This is a genomic window from Streptomyces canus 299MFChir4.1 (genome assembly GCF_000383615.1).
GTDB lineage: Bacteria > Actinomycetota > Actinomycetes > Streptomycetales > Streptomycetaceae > Streptomyces > Streptomyces canus_C.
Window position 1 is genome coordinate 101,586 of the sequence record NZ_KB911600.1, and the last position, 21,620, is coordinate 123,205.

The following is a 21,620-nucleotide window of genomic DNA, read 5'->3' on the forward strand; positions in this document are numbered from 1 at the left end:
TATATCCCTACCCCGTGTTTTGGCGGAAGACGCCCGGGGCCTCCGAGCCCCGCGGTTGGGGGCCGCATCGGTCGCGCGCGTGACGCTCTGTCGACTGTGGTTCCTGCTCAGCCACGTACGGCCAGCACCAGAGGCAACACCCCCTGGGCACCTGATCGCAGCAGCAGTCGGGAGGCGACTGCGAGGGTCCAGCCGGTCTCGGTCATGTCGTCGACGAGCAGGACGGGACCTGCGGCTGCCTGCAGCGCTTCCCGCAGGGGCGGAGGCACGACGATCGCCCCGTGCAGGGCCCGCAGTCGCTGAGCACTGTTGGAGCGGGGCAGGGCCAGGTCGTCGGTGTGGTCCGTGTAGGCGAGGGATCCCAGGAACGGGAGGCGGCCGACGGCGGAGATCCGGCTGCCCAGCGAGTGGACCAACTGGGGCCGACCGCGCGAGGGAACGGTGACCACCCCGACAGGGCGGGCCGGCGCGTCCGGGGCGCCGGAGGCCCAGCCGTCGGGCGACCTGGCCCAGTCGGCCAGAACGGTCACGACGGCGTTCGCCACGTCGTCGGGGACGGGGGCGTCCGGAGTCTGGGGTGCGAGCAGCGGTCGGAGGCGGTTGCCCCAGCCGATGTCCGACAGTCGCCCGAGAGCCCGACCCGGCAAAGCCTGTTCGCCGGACGCAATACGGCCCTTCAGGTCGACGCCGATGGCCGGCAGGCCCGTGGGCCACATGCGGCGGGGCTCCACCACGGCACCGGCGCGGGAGAGCGAGCCGCCTGCCGTGTCCAGGGCGGCAGCGGAGATGTCGGTGGTGAAGCGGGGGCCGGCGCAGTTGTCGCAGCGGCCGCAGGGAGCTGCCTGCTCGTCGTCCAACTGCCGCCTCAGGAACTCCATACGGCAGCCCGTGGTGGTGGCGTAGTCGCGCATGGCCTGCTGCTCGGTGGCGCGCTGCTTGGCGACCCAGGCGTAGCGCTCGGCATCGTAGGACCAGGGCGCTCCGGTGGCGATCCAGCCGCCCTTGACCCGGTGGACCGCGCCGTCCACGTCCAGCACCTTGAGCATGATCTCCAAGCGGGTGCGGTTGAGTTCCACCAGCGGTTCGAGCGCGGGCAGCGACAGCGGCCGGTCCGCCCGGGCGAGGGCGTCCAGGGTGCGCCGTACGGCTTCTTCGGGCGGGAACGCGACTGAGGCGAAGTAAGACCAGATCGCCTCGTCCTCACGGCCGGGCAGGAGCAGCACCTCCGCGTGCTCCACACCGCGTCCCGCGCGGCCGACCTGCTGGTAATAGGCGATGGGGGAGGAGGGCGAGCCGACATGGACGACGAAGCCGAGGTCGGGCTTGTCGAACCCCATGCCGAGCGCGGAGGTGGCCACCAGCGCCTTGACCTTGTTCGCGAGGAGGGCTTCCTCGGCCTGTTGGCGTTCGGCATTTTCCGTCTTTCCCGTGTACGAGGTGACGGTGTGCCCGCACTGCCGCAGGAAGGCGGTGATCTCCTCGGCGGCGGCCACCGTCAGCGTGTAGATGATGCCGGAGCCCGGCAGATCGTCCAGGTGATCGGCGAGCCAGGCCAGCCGGTGGGCGGCGTCGGGCAGGTGGAGTACGCCGAGGCTCAGGCTCTCGCGGTCGAGTGGGCCGCGCAGGACCAGTGCGTCCGAAGCGGTGCCGGTGCCCAGCTGCTCCGCCACGTCAGCGGTGACCCGGGCATTGGCCGTGGCGGTGGTGGCCAGCACCGGCACCCCGGGCGGGAGGTCGGTCAGCATGGTGCGCAGTCGGCGGTAGTCGGGGCGGAAGTCGTGGCCCCAGTCGGAGATGCAGTGCGCCTCGTCGACGACGAGAAGGCCGGTGGTGGCCGACAGCTCGGGCAGGACGTTGTCACGGAAGTCCGGGTTGTTGAGCCGCTCGGGGCTCACGAGCAGCACGTCCACGGTGCCCGCGGCGACCTCGGCGCGGATGGTCTCCCACTCCTCGGGGTTGGAGGAGTTGATGGTCCGGGCGTGGATGCCGGCCCGGGCGGCGGCCTCGACCTGGTTGCGCATGAGCGCGAGCAGCGGAGAGACGATCACGGTCGGCCCGGAGCCGCGCTCGCGCAACAGGGCTGTGGCCACGAAATACACCGCGGACTTGCCCCATCCCGTGCGCTGCACGACCAGGGCCCGGCGCTTGTCGGCGACCAGCGCCTCGATCGCCCGCCACTGGTCCTCGCGCAGCCGCGCCGATCCGGTGCCGTCCCCGACGAGCCGGGCGAGGATCCGGTCGGCGGCCTCGCGCAACTCCGTCTTGCTCGTGTGCGTCATGCCCCCCATACAACAGGACGCCTCCGACAGCGGGGCGTCCCGGCGGCCCGGCTGTGGATGACCGGACGGGGGTTGTCGTGGCCCTGATCGGACTTATCCACAGGCCCAAACGGAACCTCAAGATCCGCGAGATCGTCTGCGCATGACGAACCACAGTGAAACGACCGGATCCGCCGCAAACGGCAATGACCGCGAGCGGAACCGCGACGGACGGAACCGCGACGGACGGAATGGCGATGGACGGCACGGTGTCGAGCGGAGCAACAGCGGAGGGCCCGGCGACGGCCGGAACAGCAACGGGCGGATCGGCGACGGGCGGGACGACGACGGCTCGGGGATCGGCGACCGCGTCGGATTCGACGCCCATGGCGCCGAACACCAGGTCACCCTGCGGACTCCGGGCGAACTGGCCGACGCACTGCCCTACCTGCTCGGGTACCGGCCCGAGGACAGCATCGTTCTGGTCGCCCTGCACGACCGGGGCGGCCGCGGCCGGTTCGGTGGGCGGGCCCGGCTGGGCATTCCCGCGAACAAGGACGACTGGCCGGCCGTGGCCCGGCAGCTGGCCCACGGGCTGATCACCGGCAGCGAGCGCAGGGGCGCCCGCCCCGAGCAGATGGTCGCCTACCTCTGCCAGGAGCCGGGGGTCGGCGAGACGGGCAGGCAGATCACGGAGCGGCTCGCCCCGCTCGCCGGCCTGCTGCGCACGGAGTGCGGTCGGCTCGACGTTCCCGTGATCGAGGCGTTGTGCATCTCCGACGGCCGCTACTGGTCGTACTGCTGTCCGAGCGAGGACTGCTGCCCCGCGGAGGGACTTCCGATGGGTCTGCCCGGAACATCGGTGCTGGCCGCCGCGGCCACGTACGCCGGACTGCAGGTGCGCGGGACGCTTCGCGAGCTGCGGGCCAGGCTCCAGCCCTGGGAGACCGCGGCCGCGCTGGAGCAGGAGGTCGCCCTGGACACGGCCGGCATGGCCCTGGTTCCCAGGATGCTCGACCAGGCCAGCCGGGGGGACGTGGCCGAGAGGACGCTGCGCCTGGCCAGGCGCACCATGGCACGCTTCGCCGAGGCGGCGCCCGTGTCGGGCCCGCTCCAGGCCGACCTGCGCGACGACGAACTCCTGGGACACGAAGACGCGGCGGAACTCATCCTCGGTCTGCAGGACCGCACGACCAGGGACCGCGCGGCGGAATGGATGGAAGCGGAGGAGGCCGGACCGGCCCTGCGTCTGTGGCGCGCATTGGCCCGCCGGTGTGTCGGACCCTACGGCGAGCACGCGGCGGCGCCGCTCACGCTCGCCGGATGGGTCGCCTGGTCCGCGGGCGACGAGATCGAGGCCAGGGAGGCGCTGGCCATGGCCCTGGGCGCAGATCCCAGCTATCTCTTCGCCCGGCTCCTGCACCAGGCCTGCAACGAGGGACTCGACCCGGAATCCATCCGCCGCTGCCTGCGAGCGGAGCGCGAGGGACGTGATGCATGCGCGCGGCCGGAGGCCGCTCAGTCCGCCGAGGCGGAGCCGGGCGAGGGCATGGCGGGGCTGAACATGCCCGGCCCTGACGGGAATCGGGCGTCACCCGCGGCCGCTTGCGAAGAAACCATGGAGGTGTCCAGGAACCCCAAGGACGCGCCGGCTGTGCGTCTGTCCCCTGCCGAAGGAGCGCTGCCGCCGTGCCCGTCCGGTGCCGACCGGAATCTGCCGACGCCATCGCCCGCGGCCTCCCGCCGACGCAGGCGGGTGCGTCCCGGCGCTCGCACCGATGCCCGTCCCCATCCCACCGAGACGGAGGGGCGACAGCCCTGCGCCGAGGAATCCCGTCCGCGCTCCCGCCCGGCCCGCGGTACGCGTCCCGGTACCGTCCGCCGCACCACGGGCAAGGACGAAGCGCGCCGGCCCGAGGGCACTCGGCCCGGGGGCGAGGCCACCGAGGAAAAGCGATGAGCGACCGGTCGAAGGGTGTCGCACGAGGCTGGTCACACCTGTGCCGTCGGGTGAAGGCCCTGGCCCGCCGCCATTCGGTCGGCTTCCGGGCCCATGGGCGTGACCCTGAACAGGCCCGTCCCGTTCACCTGAGTGGCGGAACCCCCTACCGGGCCGTACCGCCGCATCGCCCATGCCCTTCAGGAGCCCCGCACCGGGCGCCGAACACGCCCGGGCCGCGCAGAGTGCAGAGGAAGCGCCCCTTGCATCAGCCGACTCCGCCCTCCGCCGAGGACGGCCCCGCCGCCCTCGGCGCGCCGACGACGGTGTGGAAAGGAAGTACCGGTCCGCCGCGGGCCATGGACACCGGTATGCCTGAACCTAGGTTCCCGAGCGGCACCCAGCACACCGCGGGAGCGGGGGAACATCGCCCGAACCCGAACCCGACTCCGGAACAGGACCGGAAGTACACCACTCCCTCGCTGCCGTGGGACCGTGACCCGCCTCCGTCATCGGGGCCAGTACGACGCCCGCCGACATCCACGAGGCAGGGCCGGACTCCGCCTCCGACGGCGAACCGTCCTGCCCGCCCTCCTTCACCCGTGCCGTCCAGGCCGACACAGAACCCTTCCCCGGCCCCTCAAGGCCCGGCTGGTCTCCCGCCGGCGCACTCGGTCCTCATCTGCGTGGCGCTCCCGGGCCTCGCCATCTCCACAAACCAAGGGCAGTTGACCGGTCAGGGGCTGGAGGGCTTCTACCGCGCAGGCAGGCGTGTGCTCTCCCGGTGTCAGATTCGTGTCGCGGGCCGTGAGCCACTCGCGGTCCAGGCCCGGACGACCGCGGCGGATCGCGCACGCTTCGTGGCCACCGCGCGTGTCTCCCAGGGGGGAGGCCCGGACCCTGACGTCGTCGTGGAGCGCACCCGCCACGCGGACGGGACGGAACGCATCACGCTGCACAGCGCCGCCGCCCGTCCGCTGCGGCTGCCGGTGGAGTTGGCGCTCGGTACGGACATGGCGGACCTGGGCGCGATCGCCTCGGGCCGAACGGGACCCGAACTGCCCGCCGTCGTCCACGACTCCGGCCTGCGCTGGTCCTGCGCGGCCGGCGGGGCATCGGTCACGGCCGACCCACCACCCGCCGACGCCCTCGCGTCGGCAGGCCTGCTGCGCTGGGAGTTCGAGCTGCCCCCCGGAGGCACCGTCGGTCTGGAGCTGCGCGTGCGTCTGGAGGGCGCGGGCCCCGTCCGAGCTGTGGGGCGAGCGGCGACCAGCCCCCTGGCCTCCGCCCGCGCGACGGGAGACCACCCCGCGGTCCAGCCGCTCCTGCGCACGAGCATCGACGATCTCCAGTCCCTACTGCTGCGCGACCCCGCGCACCCCACCGACACCCACCTCGCGGCCGGAGCCCCATGGCGCTGCGGCCTGGCACCGGCCGACGCGCTGGTCGCGGCCCGTATGACGTTGCCGCTCGGCACCCGGCTCGCCGCGGGCACGCTCCGCACCCTGGCGCGCACCCAACTACGCGGGCAGACACGGCAGTCCGGCATGATTCCCGGGCCGCGCCGGGACGCGGGCGCCCACCTCCCGGCCTGTTGCACGGGGACCGAGGCAACCCTGCTCTTTCCCGCTCTCCTCGCGGAGGCCTTCCGGTGGGGGCTCTCGCCGCAGGAGACGGAAGAGCTGCTCCCGACTGCCGAACGGTGTCTGGGCTGGCTGCGGGCCGCCGTGGGCGAGGCGACGTATCTGTGTGACCCACAGCCCGGCGGCCCCGTCCGCTGCGAGACACAGGCGTATGCGCATCGCGCGGCCGTCCTCGGTGCCGACCTGCTCGACGCGTTCGACAGACCCGGCGGCGCGACGTTGCGGCAGTGGGCCCGCGCACTGCGCACGGCCTTCCGCGAGGACTTCTGGGTCCATGACCATGACCACAGCGGTGGCCGACCGGCGGCCGCTCGGGCCCCCGACGGACGCCTGGTGCCGCACCTCGGCGCCGGGGCGGTCCATCTCCTGGACACCGGACTGCTTGGTGGCGGCGCACAGGCACCCGGTCTGCTCGACAGGGTGCAGACCGAACAACTGGCCCGGCTGCTCGGGAGCCCGGCCATGGACTCCGGCTGGGGGCTGCGCGGACTCGGCGCGAAAGAGGCGGGATACAACCCGTTCGGCCATCGCACCGGTGCCGTACGAGTCCACGAGACGGCCATCGCGGTCTCGGGTCTGGCCGCCGCCGGGTACGAGAAGGAGGCCGGCTCGCTCCTGCGGGGCCTGCTGGCCGCGGCTGAGGCCTTCGGCCACCGGCTCCCCGAGATGTACGCGGGTGAGCAGCGCACCGACGGGAGCGCTCCCCTTCCTCACCCGGCGGCCTGTCGTCCCGCGGCGACGGCAGCGGCCACCGCAGTTCAGCTGCTGAGCGCCCTCGCGGGAATCCGCCCCGATGTCCCGGCGGGGACCGTCACACTGCGCCCCGTGCGCAGCGCGCCTCTCGGCGAGCTTGGTCTGACCGGACTGAGGATCGCGGGGGCCCCGTTCTCGGTACGGGTCAGCAGACTCGGGCTCGCCATGGTCGAGGAGGCCGCCGAAGGGCTGCAACTGAGTGCGTGACCTCGAACGACGCTGTTCCGGCAGCAGCGCGCAGGGGAGGACGCGACCTGTTCGGACGGCAATGGATCAGGACCGATGCGACCCGCGAAGGGAGTGTTTATCGTCAGGCAGACGACTATGATCGCCGCATGCCCTACGACCCGTCAGCCTTTCCGCCCTTCGCCGTCACCGTGGACCTGGTCGTACTCACCGTGCGCCGTCACGCCCTGTGCGCGCTCGCGGTACGCAGGGGCGAGCCGCCGTTCCAGGGACGCTGGGCGCTTCCCGGCGGTTTCGTACGGGCCGACGAGGATCTGGCGCAGGCCGCTGCCCGCGAGCTGGCCGAGGAGACGGGACTGCGTGCCCATGACCCGGCCGTCCCCGTCCAGGACAACGGAGCACACCTGGAACAGCTCGCGACCTACGGCGACCCCAAGCGTGATCCCCGGATGCGCGTGGTGAGCGTCGCCCACCTCGCCCTCGCCCCCGACCTGCCCGCCCCCCGGGCAGGCGGTGACGCCAGCAACGCGCGCTGGGCGCCCGTCGAAGAACTGTTGCAGCAGGGCGGCTACGGTCGGGACGGCGAGCCGGTCGTGCCGCTCGCCTTCGACCATGCGCAGATCCTGTCGGACGGAGTGGAGCGCGCCCGCTCCAAGATCGAGTACTCGTCGCTGGCCACCGCGTTCTGCCCGCCCGAGTTCACCGTCGGAGAGCTCCGCCGGGTCTACGAGGCGGTGTGGGGCGTGGCACTGGACCCGCGCAACTTCCACCGCAAGGTGACGGGCACACCGGGCTTCCTAGTCCCCACCGGCGGCACCACCACGCGACAGGGCGGCCGCCCCGCCCAGCTCTTCCGGGCCGGCGGCGCCACTCTTCTCAACCCCCCGATGCTGCGCCCCGAGGTGTGACGGCCCAGAAAACCGGACATAACCCGCTATCTTGCTACGGGTGATCCAGGCCTTCGGACTGACCAGCAATTCCCGCAAGGACCTTCCGCCCGCGGTCGACGACGTGTCCTTCGAAGCCCCGGCGGGCCGCGTCACCGCGCTTCTCGGAGCGTCGGGCGCGGGCAAGACGACGGCGCTCAGACTGATGCTCGAACTCCAACAGGGCCGTGGCCTGACCTACTTCAAGGGTCGCCCGCTGCATCGCATCGCGCACCCCTCGCGAGAGGTCGGCGTCCTCCTGGGCGAGGTGCCCGGCCATCCCGCGCGCACGGTCCGCGGACATCTGCGCATGCTGTGCGCCGCGGCCGGCGTCCCGGTCCGGCGCGCGGACGAAGTACTCGAAGTGGTGGGCCTGGTCAGCCTGCGCGACGAGCGGCTCGGCACTCTGTCGCGTGGCATGGACCGCCGCCTGGGCCTGGCCTGCGTCCTGTTGCCGGACCCGCACACACTCGTGCTGGACGCTCCGGCCGACGGGCTCTCCGCTCGTGAGAGCCACTGGCTGCACGGCATGCTGCGAGCGCACGCCGCCCAGGGCGGCACGGTCCTCTTCACCACGGCCGAGCCCAAAGAGGCCGCGCGCGCCGCAGATCACGTCATCACGCTCGAGCAGGGCAGGCTCGTCGCCGACCAGGCGGCCGCGGAGTTCGCCCGCACCAGACTCCGTCCCCGTGTCGCCGTCCGTACCCCCCATGCCGTCCGCCTCGCCGCCCTGCTCACCAAGGAGGCCCGCACGGCTCACCGCTCCGTCGAAGTCGTCCGGGAAGGGGGCAACCGTCTGTCCGTGTACGGCAGTACATGTGCCGACGTCGGCGAGACGGCCTTCAGGCACGGCGTCCTGGTGCACCAACTCGCCGACGAGATCGGGGACATGGGGCCCGGAGCGGATCTGTTTCCCGGTGAGATGGCGGAAGCGGCACAGGCGGCGTGGGAGAGCGTCACGGGACCGGAGTCCGGGCTCGCCGGCAATGAGGCTGCCGGAGTGGCGGCGACGGCAGTGCGAGGAGGTCAGGCGCACGACAACCCCTCAGCGCCGGGCGGCTCGCACCCGCACGGTGAGCGGGTGCCCGCCGACCGGGGCGCGCCCGGTGACCAGGCGGCACACTGCGGTCCGGACCCCGGCAGCGGTCCGGCCGTGGGAAGCGGTGACGCCGCTCTGGGCCCCGCCGTCGTCTCCAGGCCCCCCGCCCCCCTGCCCTCCCTCCCGCCCCCCATCTCCGTCAGGTCCGCCCCCAGCCCCTTGCGCCCTCTGCGCTACGAACTGCGCCGCGCGGCAGGGATCGGCACCGGGTTCCTCACCGTCGCCGTCGTGCTCGTCGCGTCCGCCCTTACCGCCGTACTCCTGGCACGCGTCGGTCACACCCCGCAGGCGCGTCTGCTGGCCGCCTGGCCGAGGGAGCTGCCGCTGCCCCCGGCCGCGCTCGGGGCCGGACTGCTCGGTGCACTCGCGTTCGGCGACGAGTTCCGCCACCCCGCCCTGGCCGCGGATCGCGGCACCGTGCCCCGTCGGCTGGGCCTGCTCACCGCGAAACTCGCCGTCGCCACCGTCACCGCGCTTGCTCTCGCTTTTCTCACGGTGGGCTGTGACGCCGAAGTGCTCTATCTCGTCTACGGACGGGAACTCACGGAAGTTCCCGCGGACTGGCTGGCGCTGAGCGCGAGTTGGTTCGGGCTCGTGGTCGGTTGTGCCTGGTCCGGCGTCCTGGCCGCCGGCGTGTTCCGGTCCACCACGGCCGGGCTCGCGGCGGTGGTCGCCGTGCCCGTTCTCGTCGTACCCCTCGTACAAAGAGCCCTCGAGGGGGCGTCCGTGCGAGCGGCGGCGGGTTTTCCCGCGCGGCTGCGCGAGGTCTTCCTGCTGCAGTGGCCCTTCGGCGGAGAGCGCTATCTCGTCGGAGCGGTGCGGGTGATCGCCCAACCGGTGGGCGGGGCACTGGCGTTGTCGCTGACCGCTCTGCTGTGCGCATATCTGCTCACCACCCTGCGTGGCAGGGTCCGATGACGACCGCCCGTGCGCTTCCGGTCCCGACCTGCGCACAACTTCCCGACGAAAGCGCATTTCTTTCCGATAAGGCGTCAATTGCGACGGGGTGAGCGATCACCCTTTCGTGTGCTTTTCACCAAAGACCTCAAGGGAGTTGGAGGCGGCGCCGACAAAGGATCCGTGAGTACCCTTGCGCACACCATGATGACCGCCGCCCGCTCCGCCGACTCCGGTCTGGCCGGCCCGGGCGATCTCGACCGCTACTCCTACGCCGAGGCCCCGGCCGCAGGCCGCGTCGGAGCCTCCGTCTGGGACGGCTCGGACCCGGAGCTGGGCCGCGTGGGCCGACGGGCCGCGGGCAGCCGCGGGCGCGGACTGCACGGCCAACTCGTCCAGCAACTCGGCCAGATGATCGTCTCCGGTGACCTGGGGGCCGACCGGCCGCTGGTCCCCGAGGAGATCGGCCAGCGTTTCGAGGTCTCCCGTACCGTGGTCCGTGAGTCGCTCCGCGTCCTGGAGGCCAAGGGGCTGGTCAGTGCCCGCCCGAACGTCGGCACGCGCGTGCGTCCCGTCAGCGACTGGAACCTGCTGGACCCGGACATCATCGAATGGCGGGCTTACGGGCCGCAGCGCGACGACCAGCGCCGCGAGCTGAGCGAGCTGCGCTGGACGATCGAGCCGCTCGCCGCGCGCCTGGCCGCGGGACATGGCCGGGAGGATGTCCAGCAGCGCCTCGGTGACATGGTCGAGATCATGGGGCACGCCATGAGCCAGGGTGACGCGCTCACCTTCTCCCGTGCCGACGCCGAGTTCCATGCCCTGCTCATCCAGCTCGCGGGCAACCGCATGCTGGAGCATCTGTCCGGGATCGTCTCCGCCGCCCTCCAGGTCTCCGGGAACCCGGTCACCGGCTGTGACCGGCCGAACGAGACGTCCTTGGCGCATCACGGACGTATCGTCGACGCCCTCGCCACCGGCGATGCCGCGGCGGCCGAAGCGGCCATGCGTCAACTGCTCACCGTTCATCCCGAGGTCGAGCGTGTGGTGCCGGCGCCGCGCGAGCACTGACCGCGCACCGCGGACGGCGCGGTCGAGGATGTCCTTCTCCTCCTGCGGCATCGTCCGGCCGCCGAGCCGTCTCCGTCGGACTCCGCGGGATCTCCAGGGATCCTGCGGGTCCGACGGTGCGGTGACGGCACCCCGAGGCTCTGCTGGCCCGAACGGACGCGTGACCTTGTCTGTCCGTGTCTGACCGTTTTTGACTGCTTACGGGGTGTGACTCGGGCCACGCAGATTGGGCGTAACGCTCGCGGGAACAGCGCGATGACCTAAGAGGTGACAGCCGCGGAGGGAATACGGACGCCGTTTCAGGCGCTGTGAGTCCTCCCGGCCCCCGCCCGCGCCGTCGGCCACTCCCAGGCCGGTGGTCGGCTCCTGTCCGCTGTGGACGGGGCCGGAAGCCGTTTTCCAACGTTCCGAGAGGTTGTTCGTGTCGGCCAGCACATCCCGTACGCTCCCGCCGGAGATCGCCGAGTCCGTCTCTGTCATGGCTCTCATTGAGCGGGGAAAGGCCGAGGGGCAGATCGCCGGCGATGACGTGCGTCGGGCCTTCGAAGCTGACCAGATTCCGGCCACTCAGTGGAAGAACGTACTGCGCAGCCTCAACCAGATCCTCGAGGAAGAGGGTGTGACGCTGATGGTCAGTGCCGCGGAGCCCAAGCGCACCCGAAAGAGCGTCGCAGCGAAGAGTCCGGCCAAGCGCACCGCCACCAAGACGGTCGCGGCGAAGACGGTGACCACCAAGAAGGCCACCGCCACCGCCACCCCGGCGGCTCCTGCCGCTGAGCCCGCAGTCGAGGGCGAAGCGCCCACGAAGCCCGCCGCGAAGAAGGCGGTCGCCACCAAGAAGGCGGCCGCGAAGAAGACCGTCGCCACCAAGAAGACGGCGGCGGCCAAGAAGACGACCGCCAAGAAGGACGACGCCGAGGCTGTCGAGGAAGAAGCCCTCGAAGAGATCAAGCCCGGCGAAGAGGAAGAGGAGGGGGCCGAGAACAAGGGCTTCGTCCTCTCCGACGACGACGAGGACGACGCGCCTGCCCAGCAGGTCGCCGTGGCCGGTGCCACCGCCGACCCGGTCAAGGACTACCTCAAGCAGATCGGCAAGGTCCCGCTGCTCAACGCCGAGCAGGAGGTCGAGCTCGCCAAGCGCATCGAGGCCGGTCTGTTCGCCGAGGACAAGCTGGCCAACGCCGACAAGCTCGCCCCCAAGCTCAAGCGCGAGCTGGAGATCATCGCCGAGGACGGCCGCCGCGCCAAGAACCACCTCCTGGAGGCCAACCTCCGTCTGGTGGTCTCCCTGGCCAAGCGTTACACCGGCCGCGGCATGCTCTTCCTGGACCTCATCCAGGAGGGCAACCTCGGTCTGATCCGCGCGGTCGAGAAGTTCGACTACACCAAGGGCTACAAGTTCTCCACGTACGCCACCTGGTGGATCCGTCAGGCCATCACCCGCGCGATGGCCGACCAGGCCCGCACCATCCGTATCCCGGTGCACATGGTCGAGGTCATCAACAAGCTCGCGCGCGTGCAGCGCCAGATGCTCCAGGACCTGGGCCGCGAGCCCACCCCGGAGGAGCTGGCCAAGGAGCTCGACATGACCCCCGAGAAGGTCATCGAGGTCCAGAAGTACGGCCGCGAGCCCATCTCGCTGCACACCCCCCTGGGTGAAGACGGCGACAGCGAGTTCGGTGACCTCATCGAGGACTCCGAGGCCGTCGTCCCGGCCGACGCGGTCAGCTTCACCCTCCTGCAGGAGCAGCTGCACTCCGTCCTCGACACCCTGTCCGAGCGCGAGGCGGGCGTCGTATCCATGCGCTTCGGTCTCACCGACGGTCAGCCGAAGACCCTCGACGAGATCGGCAAGGTCTACGGCGTCACGCGCGAGCGCATCCGCCAGATCGAGTCGAAGACCATGTCGAAGCTGCGTCACCCGTCGCGTTCGCAGGTGCTGCGCGACTACCTCGACTAGGCCGTCGTCGTACGACACCGAAGGCCCGGTCCCTCCTCGGGGGCCGGGCCTTCGTGCTGCGCGCACAGGCGCCCTGCATGACTCTGGGTTTCCGATCACCACCCGGAGTGAGGAGCATGCATGCGTCACCCCATTGCCCGGGCGCTGGCCCGGCCGCTGATTCTGGCAGCCGTGGCGGCGGCCATACCGCTGGCGTCGGCCGCCCCCGTGGCCGCCGACAGCGTCGTCCTCGGGGGATTCCCCGTCGACGTGTCCAAGGCGCCCTGGACGGTGGCCCTGTCCAGCCGTGACCGGTTCGGAGGTACGCGCGCCGGGCAGTTCTGCGGCGGTGTCGCCGTCGGCCGGACCACGGTGCTCACCGCGGCCCACTGCATGAACGAGGACGTTCTGGGGGCACCGGCCGAGCAGGTGAGGGATTTCCGTGTCATCGCGGCCCGTACGGATCTGCTCTCGGACCAGGGCAAGGAGATCGCCATACGTGGAGCCTGGGTGAATCCCGGCTACGACCCGCAGAGCAACGCCGGGGACTTCGCCGTCCTCACCCTCGCCGAGCCGCTGCCGCAGAACGCGGTCGTCGCCATGGCGGCCGCCGGTGACGCCGCGTACGAGCCGGGAACCGGCGCCACGGTGTACGGCTGGGGTGATGTCACGGGCGGCGGCGACTACGCGCGCAGTCTGCGGGCGGCGAACGTGCACGTACTGGCCGACGCTGACTGCGAGACGGCTTATCCGGGCGGCGCCGAGGGCACCTACCGCGCCGACAGCATGCTGTGCGCCGGAGACGACTCGGGTGGTCGTGACGCCTGCCAGGGGGACAGCGGTGGGCCGCTGGTGGCCCGGGGGAAGCTGATCGGGCTGGTGTCGTGGGGGAGCGGCTGCGGGCGAGCGGGCCGACCCGGTGTCTACGCCCGTGTGTCCGACGTCACGCGGACGCTGGACTGGGACGGTCGCAACGCGGCCGACCGACGCCGGGGGACCGCGTGACAGCCCCTCGGGGGCGCTGAGCGCCTCGTGAAGGCATGAGCAAGGGCGGCTGCCCCTGGGAGCAGGGCAGCCGCCCTTGTGCCGGCCTGTGCCGGAGCTGGCTCGTCGTGGACGCGAAGTGTCAGCGCTCTTCTTCTGATACGGATGCGGGAACGGCCGTGAGCCGCTCCGTCTCGTCCTGTATCTCAGCGGCGATCTTCTTGAGTTCCGGCTCGAACTTGCGACCGTGGTGGGCGCAGAAGAGCAGTTCTCCGCCGCTGAGCAGCACGACGCGCACGTACGCCTGGGCGCCGCAGCGGTCGCAGCGGTCAGCGGCCGTCAGCGGGCTCGCGGGGGTCAGAACAGTAGTCACGTCGCCTCTTCTCTAGCTCGACGAGCTGTCGTACCAGGGTCAACATCCAACCAGCCCCAAAACGTTCCCGCTCGGGGCTTCACCCAGAGAGAAATTTTCCAGGCGGCCGGCTGCTGCCGGTTTGGCGGCGAATGTGCCGTATTGCGTGTCTGTGTGTCTTACGGTTTCGCGCTGTCGGTCAAGGTCGGTCCTCCCGGCTGGGTTGCCGGTTGTTCATGAGGACGTGCCCGGAGCCTAAATGGTTCATGCCCCCAAGGGAACGTGATATGTACTTCACCCCATCGAGGGATCGAACAGGCATGCGACCCTGGACTACTCTGTGTTTCCGCACGAGGGTGGCGTTACAACGGCTCTACCAGGCCTCGGTACCCTCTTGGCGGCGACCGAAGCCGCGCCCTTACCCACAAGGGCCCCACTTGAAATTCAGCGAGGAGCGAACCGCGTGACCGCCGAGACGTCCGTGCCGTCCACAGCTCTGCTGGCAGGAGCAGACCGGGACGGGTCCAACTACACCGCGCGGCACCTGCTCGTCCTCGAGGGGCTCGAGGCCGTACGCAAGCGCCCTGGTATGTACATCGGATCAACCGACAGCCGTGGCTTGATGCACTGTCTGTGGGAGATCATCGACAACTCCGTCGACGAGGCCCTGGGCGGATACTGCGACCACATCGACGTGATCCTCCACGACGACGCCTCCGTGGAGGTCCGGGACAACGGCCGGGGCATCCCGGTCGACGTCGAGCCCAAGACGGGCCTGTCCGGCGTCGAGGTCGTCATGACCAAGCTGCACGCCGGCGGCAAGTTCGGCGGTGGCTCGTACGCCGCCTCCGGCGGTCTGCACGGCGTGGGCGCCTCCGTGGTGAACGCCCTGTCGGCACGGCTGGACGTGGAGGTGGACCGCGCCGGCAACACCCACGCGATCAGCTTCCGGCGCGGTGTGCCGGGTGCCTTCGCGGCGAACGGCCCCGACGCCAAGTTCGACGCCGAGAGCGGCCTGCGCAAGACCAAGAGGATCCCCAAGACCCGGACCGGCACGCGCGTGCGGTACTGGGCCGACCGGCAGATCTTCCTCAAGGACGCCAAGCTCTCCCTGGACAACCTCCACCAGCGCGCTCGCCAGACCGCCTTCCTGGTGCCCGGCCTGACCATCGTCGTCCGTGACGAGTACGGCCTGGGCGAAGGCGGCAGCAAGGGCGAGGAGTCGTTCCGTTTCGACGGGGGCATCAGCGAGTTCTGCGAGTACCTGGCCTCCGACAAGCCGGTCAACGACGTCCTCCGCTTCTCCGGTCAGGGAAGCTTCAAGGAGACCGTCCCGGTCCTCGACGACCACGGCCAGATGACGCCCACCGAGGTCACCCGCGAACTCGGCGTGGACGTCGCGATGCGCTGGGGGACCGGCTACGACACGACCCTGAGGTCGTTCGTCAACATCATCGCCACTCCCAAGGGCGGCACCCACGTCGCCGGCTTCGAGCAGGCCGTCACCAAGACGATGAACGAGGTGCTGCGCGCCAAGAAGCTGCTGCGTGTCGCCGAGGACGACATCGTCAAGGACGACGCTCTCGAGGGCCTGACCGCGGTCGTCACCGTTCGTCTCGCCGAGCCGCAGTTCGAGGGTCAGACCAAGGAGGTCCTCGGTACCTCGGCGGCCCGCCGCATCGTGAACACCGTGATCTCCAAGGAGCTCAAGGCGTTCCTGACGTCCACGAAGCGGGATGCCGCGGCCCAGGCCCGGGTCGTCATGGAGAAGGCGGTCGCCGCCGCACGCACGCGCATCGCGGCCCGCCAGCACAAGGACGCACAGCGCCGCAAGACGGCTCTGGAGACCTCCTCGCTGCCCGCCAAGCTCGCCGACTGCCGCAGTGACGACGTGGACCGCAGCGAACTGTTCATCGTCGAGGGCGACTCCGCGCTCGGTACCGCGAAGCTCGCCCGGAACTCCGAGTTCCAGGCGCTGCTGCCCATCCGGGGAAAGATCCTCAACGTCCAGAAGTCGTCCGTCACCGACATGCTGAAGAACGTCGAGTGCGGTGCGATCATCCAGGTCATAGGAGCGGGGTCCGGCCGGACCTTCGACATCGACGCGGCGCGCTACGGCAAGATCATCATGATGACCGACGCCGACGTCGACGGCTCTCACATCCGGTGCCTGCTGCTGACGCTGTTCCAGCGGTACATGCGGCCCATGGTCGAGGCGGGCCGGGTCTTCGCCGCTGTGCCGCCGCTGCACCGCATCGAGCTGGTCCAGCCGAAGAAGGGGCAGGACAAGTACGTCTACACGTACTCGGACCGTGAGCTGCGCGAGAAACTGCTGGAGTTCCAGAGCAAGGGGGTCCGGTACAAGGACTCCATCCAGCGGTACAAGGGTCTCGGCGAGATGGACGCCGACCAGCTGGCCGAGACGACCATGGACCCGCGGCACCGGACCCTGCGGCGGATCAACCTCGCCGATCTGGAGGCCGCCGAGCAGGTCTTCGATCTGCTGATGGGCAACGACGTGGCGCCGCGGAAGGAGTTCATCTCGGGCTCGGCGGCGACGCTGGATCGGTCGCGTATCGACGCGTAGCGCTGCGCTGAGCTTCGGCGGACGCCCTGGTCGGCCTGGGCCTGAGGCCTCCGTGTGGAAGAGGAGAATCATCCTCGCCGCACGGAGGCCTTCGTTTTGCGTCGTGCCACCCGTTACGCCCGGCTGCCCCTTCACCGGGGGCGGGCGGCCCGTGGCAGGGCGGGAGAGGGCAGGCGGCAGCGGCCCGTGGCAGGACTGGCGCGGCGGCGTGGTCAGCCGTCGCGGCCCGGGTTCTCCACCCCTGGGTGGAGAACCCGGCAGCCTGGGAATCCACCCGTGATCCACCCCTGCTCCGATCTCCCGACCTGCGGATTTCCGTAGCTTCGAAGGTGTCGGCGGCGTCCGCTGCCGACAGACCCTTCCTCGCTCACGGAGGCTGTGATGTCCGGGCTCGTCGACACGTTGCTGATCGTGGTCGCGGTGGTCGTGGTGATCGCCCGGCAGTTCCGGGCGAGCCGGATCGACACCGGGCGGCGCTGGTGGCTGCTGCCCGTCGTCCTGGCCGTCGTGGCCCTGCGCGAGCCAGGGCTGGTGGACGCCCAGCACCGCACGGCATCGATCGCCCTGCTCACCGTCGAACTCCTCACCGGCCTCGCCATCGGGGCCGGCTGGGCCTGGACGAGCCGTATATGGACGGAGCCGGACGGCGCGGTGTGGAGCAGGAGCACCAAGGCGAGCGGGGCTGTCTGGGCCGTCGGAATCGGACTGCGTGTCGGCCTCTTCGCGCTCGGCGCGGCCCTCGGCGTCCACCAGGACTCCTCCGCGCTGCTGCTCGCCCTCGCGGCCACCCTGCTCGTGCGCTCCGGGACCCTCGACTGGCGAGCGCGTTCCCTGAGCCCTGCCGCCGCACCCGCCCCGGCGTACGGTCAGCCCATGGTCCGCTCCTCGGGGAAGGAACGTGTGTGACGGACAACGTCTGGACCCGCTGGCCCTCCCGGGAGGCGCTCGGGCGTGAGGCGACCACGCGTCCTCGGCGGCTGCTCGGCTGGGTCACGCGGTCGCTCGTGCTCGCCATGCTCATCTGGGGCGCTTTCAACAGCAGCCATGTGCACGGCTGGGGCGTGTTCGGAGCGGTGGCCGGAATCCTCCTGTCCGCAGTCGTCGCCTGGGCGCTCTACCGCACCACCCTGGCGCACCGGATCTGGCCCTCCCTGGCGCTCTTCGGCGTCCTCCTGGTGGTCGCGGTCGCCGCCCAGGCCGCTGACTTCGGGGTCGTCGCCCTCGTCCTGTGGTGCGGCTGCGCCATCACCGCTCTGGAACGGCTGCCCGTCGCCGCCGCCATGCCCGTGACCGCGGTCGCCCTCGCCCTCTACGCCGCCGTCAACGACGACGTGTGGCTGACGACCTTGGCCACGACCGCGGGTCTCGCCCTGGCCGGCTACGTCCTGCGGCTCGACGCCGAGGCCCGCGGCAACGCGCAACGGCTGCTCAACCAGGAGCGGGCCGCGCGGGCGGCCGAGGCGGAGTCGGCGGCACTGGCGGAGCGGGCCCGGATCGCTCGGGAGATCCATGACGTGCTGGCCCACAGTCTCTCGGCCCAGCTCGTCCACCTGGAGGCTGCCCGGTTGCTGATCGAAGGGGGTGCGGACCGGGATCAGATCCTCGAAAGGGTGGTGGCGGCCCGAGGCATGGCTCGCGACGGTCTCGCGGAGACCCGGCAGGCGCTGTCGGCTCTGCGCGGGGACATGACTCCGCTGGAGGACTTCCTGAACCAGCTCGTCGGGACGGCCGACGGAGCCGAGACCATCATTTCGGGTGAGCGCAGACCGCTGCCGGTCGAGGCGTCGCAGGCCGTGCGCAGGGTCGCGCAGGAGGCCCTGACCAATGTCCGTAAGCACGCTCCTGGCGCCAGGATCCGGATGCGGCTGGAGTACGCCGAGGAGCAGGTGACGCTGGTCGTGCGGGACTTGGGCGGTTCGCCGGGTGAACTCACCACCACCGGAGGCGGGTACGGTCTGCTGGGGATGCGGGAGCGCGCCGAACTGCTGGGCGGTTCGCTGCACGCCGGGCCGGACGACGAAGGGTTCGTGGTGACGTTGAAGGTGCCGGTATGACGGAGGCGGCGGAGACGAAGCCCGCGCGGGTGGTGGTCGCGGACGACCAGACCGTGGTGCGCGAAGGCATCGTGATGCTGCTCGGTCTGCTGCCCGGTGTCGAGGTCGTGGGCGCGGCCGGGGACGGGGAGGAGGCGGTGGCGCTCGTCGCCGAGCTCGCCCCGGACGTGGTGCTGATGGACCTGCGCATGCCTCGCTGTGACGGGGTGGAGGCGACCCGGAGGATTCGGGCCGAGTACCCCGGGACCCAGGTCGTGGTGCTGACGACCTTCGCGGACGACGAGTCGCTGTTCCCCGCGCTTAAGGCGGGCGCGCGCGGTTATCTCACCAAGGACGCGGGCGGTGACGAGATCGTGCGAGCCGTGCAGAGCGTGCTCTCCGGGGACGCCGGACTGTCGCCGAGCATCCAACGGCGGCTGCTGGAGCGGCTGTCCGAGCCCGAACCTCCGCAGCGGGCACCCGCGGAGGCGCCCGACGGGCTCACCGCCCGGGAGGTCGAAGTGCTGGCGCTGATCGCCGAAGGGCTGACCAATCAGGAGATCGCCCGGGCACTGCATGTCTCCACCGCCACGGTGAAGACCCACATCAACAACCTCTTCGCCAAGACGGGAATCAAGGACCGGGCACAGGCGGTGCGTTACGCCTATGCGAAGGGTCTTGTACGACCACCGATGAGAGGAGTCACCTGATGGGGTGAAGAGCGCCGGGAAGAAGAGTCAGGGATCTTCCCGTTCTGTCCATCCTTGGGCATGCAGTCAAGCAACGCTCGTCCCCGCGGAAGCGAGGGTGATGCCGAGAGCCCGGCCGAGAACCACGACGGCCTCGATACGGCCGGCGCCGAAGCGTCCGCCGGGGTGCGGTACGACGATCCCTGGTACGACGAGCTCGCCTCCGGCTGGGGTGAGACGGGCGGCGACGGCACCCCCGTGGCCCCGGTCGCCACGGCACGCGCTCAGCGCGAGGACCGGGCCGCAGCGGCGGCCGACGTCTACCTCGAGGTGCAGCGCAGCGCGGCCTTCCAGGAGGTGCGCAGCAGGTACCGGAGGTTCGTGGTGCCGGCGGGCATCGGGTTCTTCACCTGGTACGTGGCCTACGTCGTGACGGCGACGAGCGCGCCCGGACTGATGGCACGGCCGGTGGCCGGCGCGGTGAACGTGGCGATGGTCGCGGGGCTCGGACAGTTCCTCACCACCTTCCTGCTGACCTGGGCCTACGCGCGGCACGCGAGACTGCGCCGGGACCGGGCCGCACTCGAACTGCGGTGGGACACCCAGGAACTGACGCGTACGGCCCGGGGCGGTGCGTCATCGTGACGGGAGACCACCAGACTCTGGCGCTGCTGCTGTTCAGCGCGTTCGTCGCGGTCACGCTGGGGATCACGACCTGGGTGAGCCGCCACCGGCACGGTTCGGCTGAGGAGTTCTACGCGGGCGGGCGGTTGTTCTCGCCGATGGAGAATGGTTTTGCCATCGCGGGCGACTACATGTCGGCCGCGTCCTTCCTCGGTATCTCCGGGCTGATCGCGCTCTTCGGGTACGACGGGATGCTCTACTCGGTGGGCTTCCTCGTGGCCTGGCTGGTGGTGCTGTTCCTCGTCGCCGAACTGGTGCGCAACTGCGGGCGGTTCACCCTCGCCGACGTGGTCGCCGCGAGAATGAGCGAGCGGCCGGTGCGGATCGCGGCGGGAACGTCCTCGGTCACGGTGTCCGTGCTGTATCTGGTGGCGCAGATGGTGGGCGCGGGCAGCCTGGTCGCGCTGCTGCTCGGAGGCACCAGTCAGGCGGCCCAGTCCTGGACCGTGATCGCCGTCGGGGCGCTCATGGTGATCTATGTGTCCCTGGGAGGGATGCGGGCGACGACCTGGATCCAGATCGTCAAGGCGGTCCTGCTGCTCGGTGGGACCGTCGTGCTCACCGTCCTCGTGCTGGTGCGGTTCCACGGCGACGTCGACCAGTTGCTGCTCACGGCCGCGGAGCGCAGCGGCCACGGCAGGTCGTTCCTGGCACCCGGTCTGAAGTACGGCGGGGACTGGACCGCCCGCCTCGACTTCATCAGCCTGGGACTCGCTCTCGTGCTCGGCACAGCGGGGCTGCCGCACATCCTGTCCCGCTTCTACACCGTGCCCACGGCACGCGCCGCACGGCGTTCGGTGGTCTGGTCGATCGGGCTCATCGGAGGCTTCTACCTGATGACCATCGTCCTCGGGTTCGGCGCCGCGGCGATCGTGGGGCCCGAGACGGTCCGGGGATCGAACGCCGCGGGGAACACCGCGGTCCCCCTCCTGGCCCTCGACCTGGGCGGCGGCGCCGACTCCACGGGAGGAACGGTTCTGTTCGCGATCGTCGCCGCCGTCGCCTTCGCCACGATCCTCGCCGTGGTCGCTGGCATCACCCTCGCCTCCTCCGCCTCCGTCGCCCATGACCTGTACGCCTCACTACGGCGCCGACGCGCCAAGCCGCGCAGTGAGGTGGCCGTGGCCAGGACCGCCGCCGTCGGGATCGGCGTGATCGCGATCGCCCTCGGTCTGCTGGCCCGCGATCTCAACGTCGCCTTCCTGGTGGGCCTCGCCTTCGCCGTCGCCGCGTCCGCGAATCTGCCGGTGCTGCTCTACTCGCTGTTCTGGCGCGGGTTCACCACCCGGGGCGCCGTCTGGTCCGTCTACGGCGGACTGATCCCGGCCATGGCCCTGGTGCTGCTGTCGCCCGTGGTGTCCGGCAGCCCCGAGTCCCTCTTCCCCGGCGTCGACTTCCAGTACTTCCCGCTGCAGAACCCCGGTCTGGTCTCCATCCCCCTGGGCTTCGTCGCGGGCTGGCTCGGTACGGTCACTTCGGCGGAGGTCGCCGACGAGGCCAAGCACGCGGAGACCGAGGTGCGGTCGCTCACGGGGGCGGGAGCCGTGTAGGCGCGGCGACTGCGAGCGGGCGGCGCCCTC

Annotated in this window: 15 protein-coding genes; 13 read left to right on the forward strand and 2 right to left on the reverse strand. The window is 70.9% G+C overall.

The features are described 5' to 3' along the window. Nucleotides 1–107: 107 nt before the first annotated feature. Nucleotides 108–2,279: a RecQ family ATP-dependent DNA helicase gene (locus H293_RS0131860; RefSeq protein WP_028808371.1), complete on the reverse strand. Its 2,172-nt coding sequence runs from the start codon at nucleotides 2,277–2,279 to the stop codon at nucleotides 108–110. Nucleotides 2,280–2,421: 142 nt separating this feature from the next. On the opposite strand from H293_RS0131860, the gene H293_RS0131865 reads away from it, so the two are divergent. The 7 genes from H293_RS0131865 (at nucleotide 2,422) to H293_RS0131895 (ending at nucleotide 13,716) form a co-directional block, all read left to right on the forward strand. Beyond that, entirely contained in the window at nucleotides 2,422–4,218 is a 1,797-nt protein-coding gene (locus tag H293_RS0131865; protein ID WP_020121878.1) for a DUF4192 domain-containing protein, read from the forward strand. Nucleotides 4,219–4,877: 659 nt separating this feature from the next. Next, entirely contained in the window at nucleotides 4,878–6,800 is a 1,923-nt protein-coding gene (locus H293_RS0131870) for a glycogen debranching N-terminal domain-containing protein (RefSeq protein WP_028808372.1), read from the forward strand. A 128-nt stretch (nucleotides 6,801–6,928) separates the two neighbouring features. Continuing rightward, on the forward strand, nucleotides 6,929–7,687 hold the full coding sequence (locus H293_RS0131875; protein WP_007385176.1) for an NUDIX hydrolase: 759 nt from the start codon (nucleotides 6,929–6,931) through the stop codon (nucleotides 7,685–7,687). A gap of 40 nt (nucleotides 7,688–7,727) precedes the next feature. Then, entirely contained in the window at nucleotides 7,728–9,722 is a 1,995-nt protein-coding gene (locus tag H293_RS0131880; protein WP_020121880.1) for an ABC transporter ATP-binding protein, read from the forward strand. A gap of 162 nt (nucleotides 9,723–9,884) precedes the next feature. After that, complete coding sequence (locus tag H293_RS0131885; RefSeq protein WP_078612714.1) at nucleotides 9,885–10,772, forward strand: FadR/GntR family transcriptional regulator; 888 nt, start codon at nucleotides 9,885–9,887, stop codon at nucleotides 10,770–10,772. Nucleotides 10,773–11,193: 421 nt separating this feature from the next. Continuing rightward, the gene (locus tag H293_RS0131890) at nucleotides 11,194–12,732 is read left to right on the forward strand and encodes an RNA polymerase sigma factor (RefSeq protein WP_028808373.1); all 1,539 of its coding nucleotides are present in this window, start codon (nucleotides 11,194–11,196) and stop codon (nucleotides 12,730–12,732) included. 120 nt (nucleotides 12,733–12,852) lie between these two features. Then, nucleotides 12,853–13,716: a serine protease gene (locus H293_RS0131895; protein ID WP_020121883.1), complete on the forward strand. Its 864-nt coding sequence runs from the start codon at nucleotides 12,853–12,855 to the stop codon at nucleotides 13,714–13,716. 121 nt (nucleotides 13,717–13,837) lie between these two features. Here the strand turns inward: H293_RS0131895 and H293_RS0131900 are convergent, their stop codons facing one another. Further along, the gene (locus tag H293_RS0131900) at nucleotides 13,838–14,068 is read right to left on the reverse strand and encodes a DUF7455 domain-containing protein (RefSeq protein ID WP_007385181.1); all 231 of its coding nucleotides are present in this window, start codon (nucleotides 14,066–14,068) and stop codon (nucleotides 13,838–13,840) included. A 442-nt stretch (nucleotides 14,069–14,510) separates the two neighbouring features. Here H293_RS0131900 and H293_RS0131905 point away from each other — a divergent pair, with 442 nt between their 5' ends. The 6 genes from H293_RS0131905 (at nucleotide 14,511) to H293_RS0131930 (ending at nucleotide 21,590) form a co-directional block, all read left to right on the forward strand. After that, nucleotides 14,511–16,634: a DNA gyrase/topoisomerase IV subunit B gene (locus H293_RS0131905; RefSeq protein ID WP_020121884.1), complete on the forward strand. Its 2,124-nt coding sequence runs from the start codon at nucleotides 14,511–14,513 to the stop codon at nucleotides 16,632–16,634. Between the two features lie 381 nt (nucleotides 16,635–17,015). Further along, the gene (locus tag H293_RS0131910) at nucleotides 17,016–17,540 is read left to right on the forward strand and encodes a DUF1453 family protein (RefSeq protein ID WP_020121885.1); all 525 of its coding nucleotides are present in this window, start codon (nucleotides 17,016–17,018) and stop codon (nucleotides 17,538–17,540) included. Then, a complete protein-coding gene (locus H293_RS0131915) occupies nucleotides 17,537–18,688 on the forward strand; it encodes a sensor histidine kinase (protein ID WP_020121886.1) in 1,152 nt (383 codons plus the stop codon). The genes H293_RS0131910 and H293_RS0131915 overlap by 4 nt, the downstream gene beginning before the upstream one ends. Further along, nucleotides 18,685–19,377 (forward strand): response regulator transcription factor, encoded by a 693-nt coding sequence (locus tag H293_RS0131920; RefSeq protein ID WP_020121887.1) that lies wholly within the window; start codon nucleotides 18,685–18,687, stop codon nucleotides 19,375–19,377. Before H293_RS0131915 ends, H293_RS0131920 begins: the two co-directional genes overlap by 4 nt. Before the next feature lie 60 nt (nucleotides 19,378–19,437). Next, a complete protein-coding gene (locus H293_RS0131925) occupies nucleotides 19,438–20,001 on the forward strand; it encodes a DUF485 domain-containing protein (RefSeq protein WP_020121888.1) in 564 nt (187 codons plus the stop codon). Further along, nucleotides 19,998–21,590: a solute symporter family protein gene (locus H293_RS0131930; RefSeq protein WP_020121889.1), complete on the forward strand. Its 1,593-nt coding sequence runs from the start codon at nucleotides 19,998–20,000 to the stop codon at nucleotides 21,588–21,590. Before H293_RS0131925 ends, H293_RS0131930 begins: the two co-directional genes overlap by 4 nt. Nucleotides 21,591–21,620 lie beyond the last annotated feature (30 nt).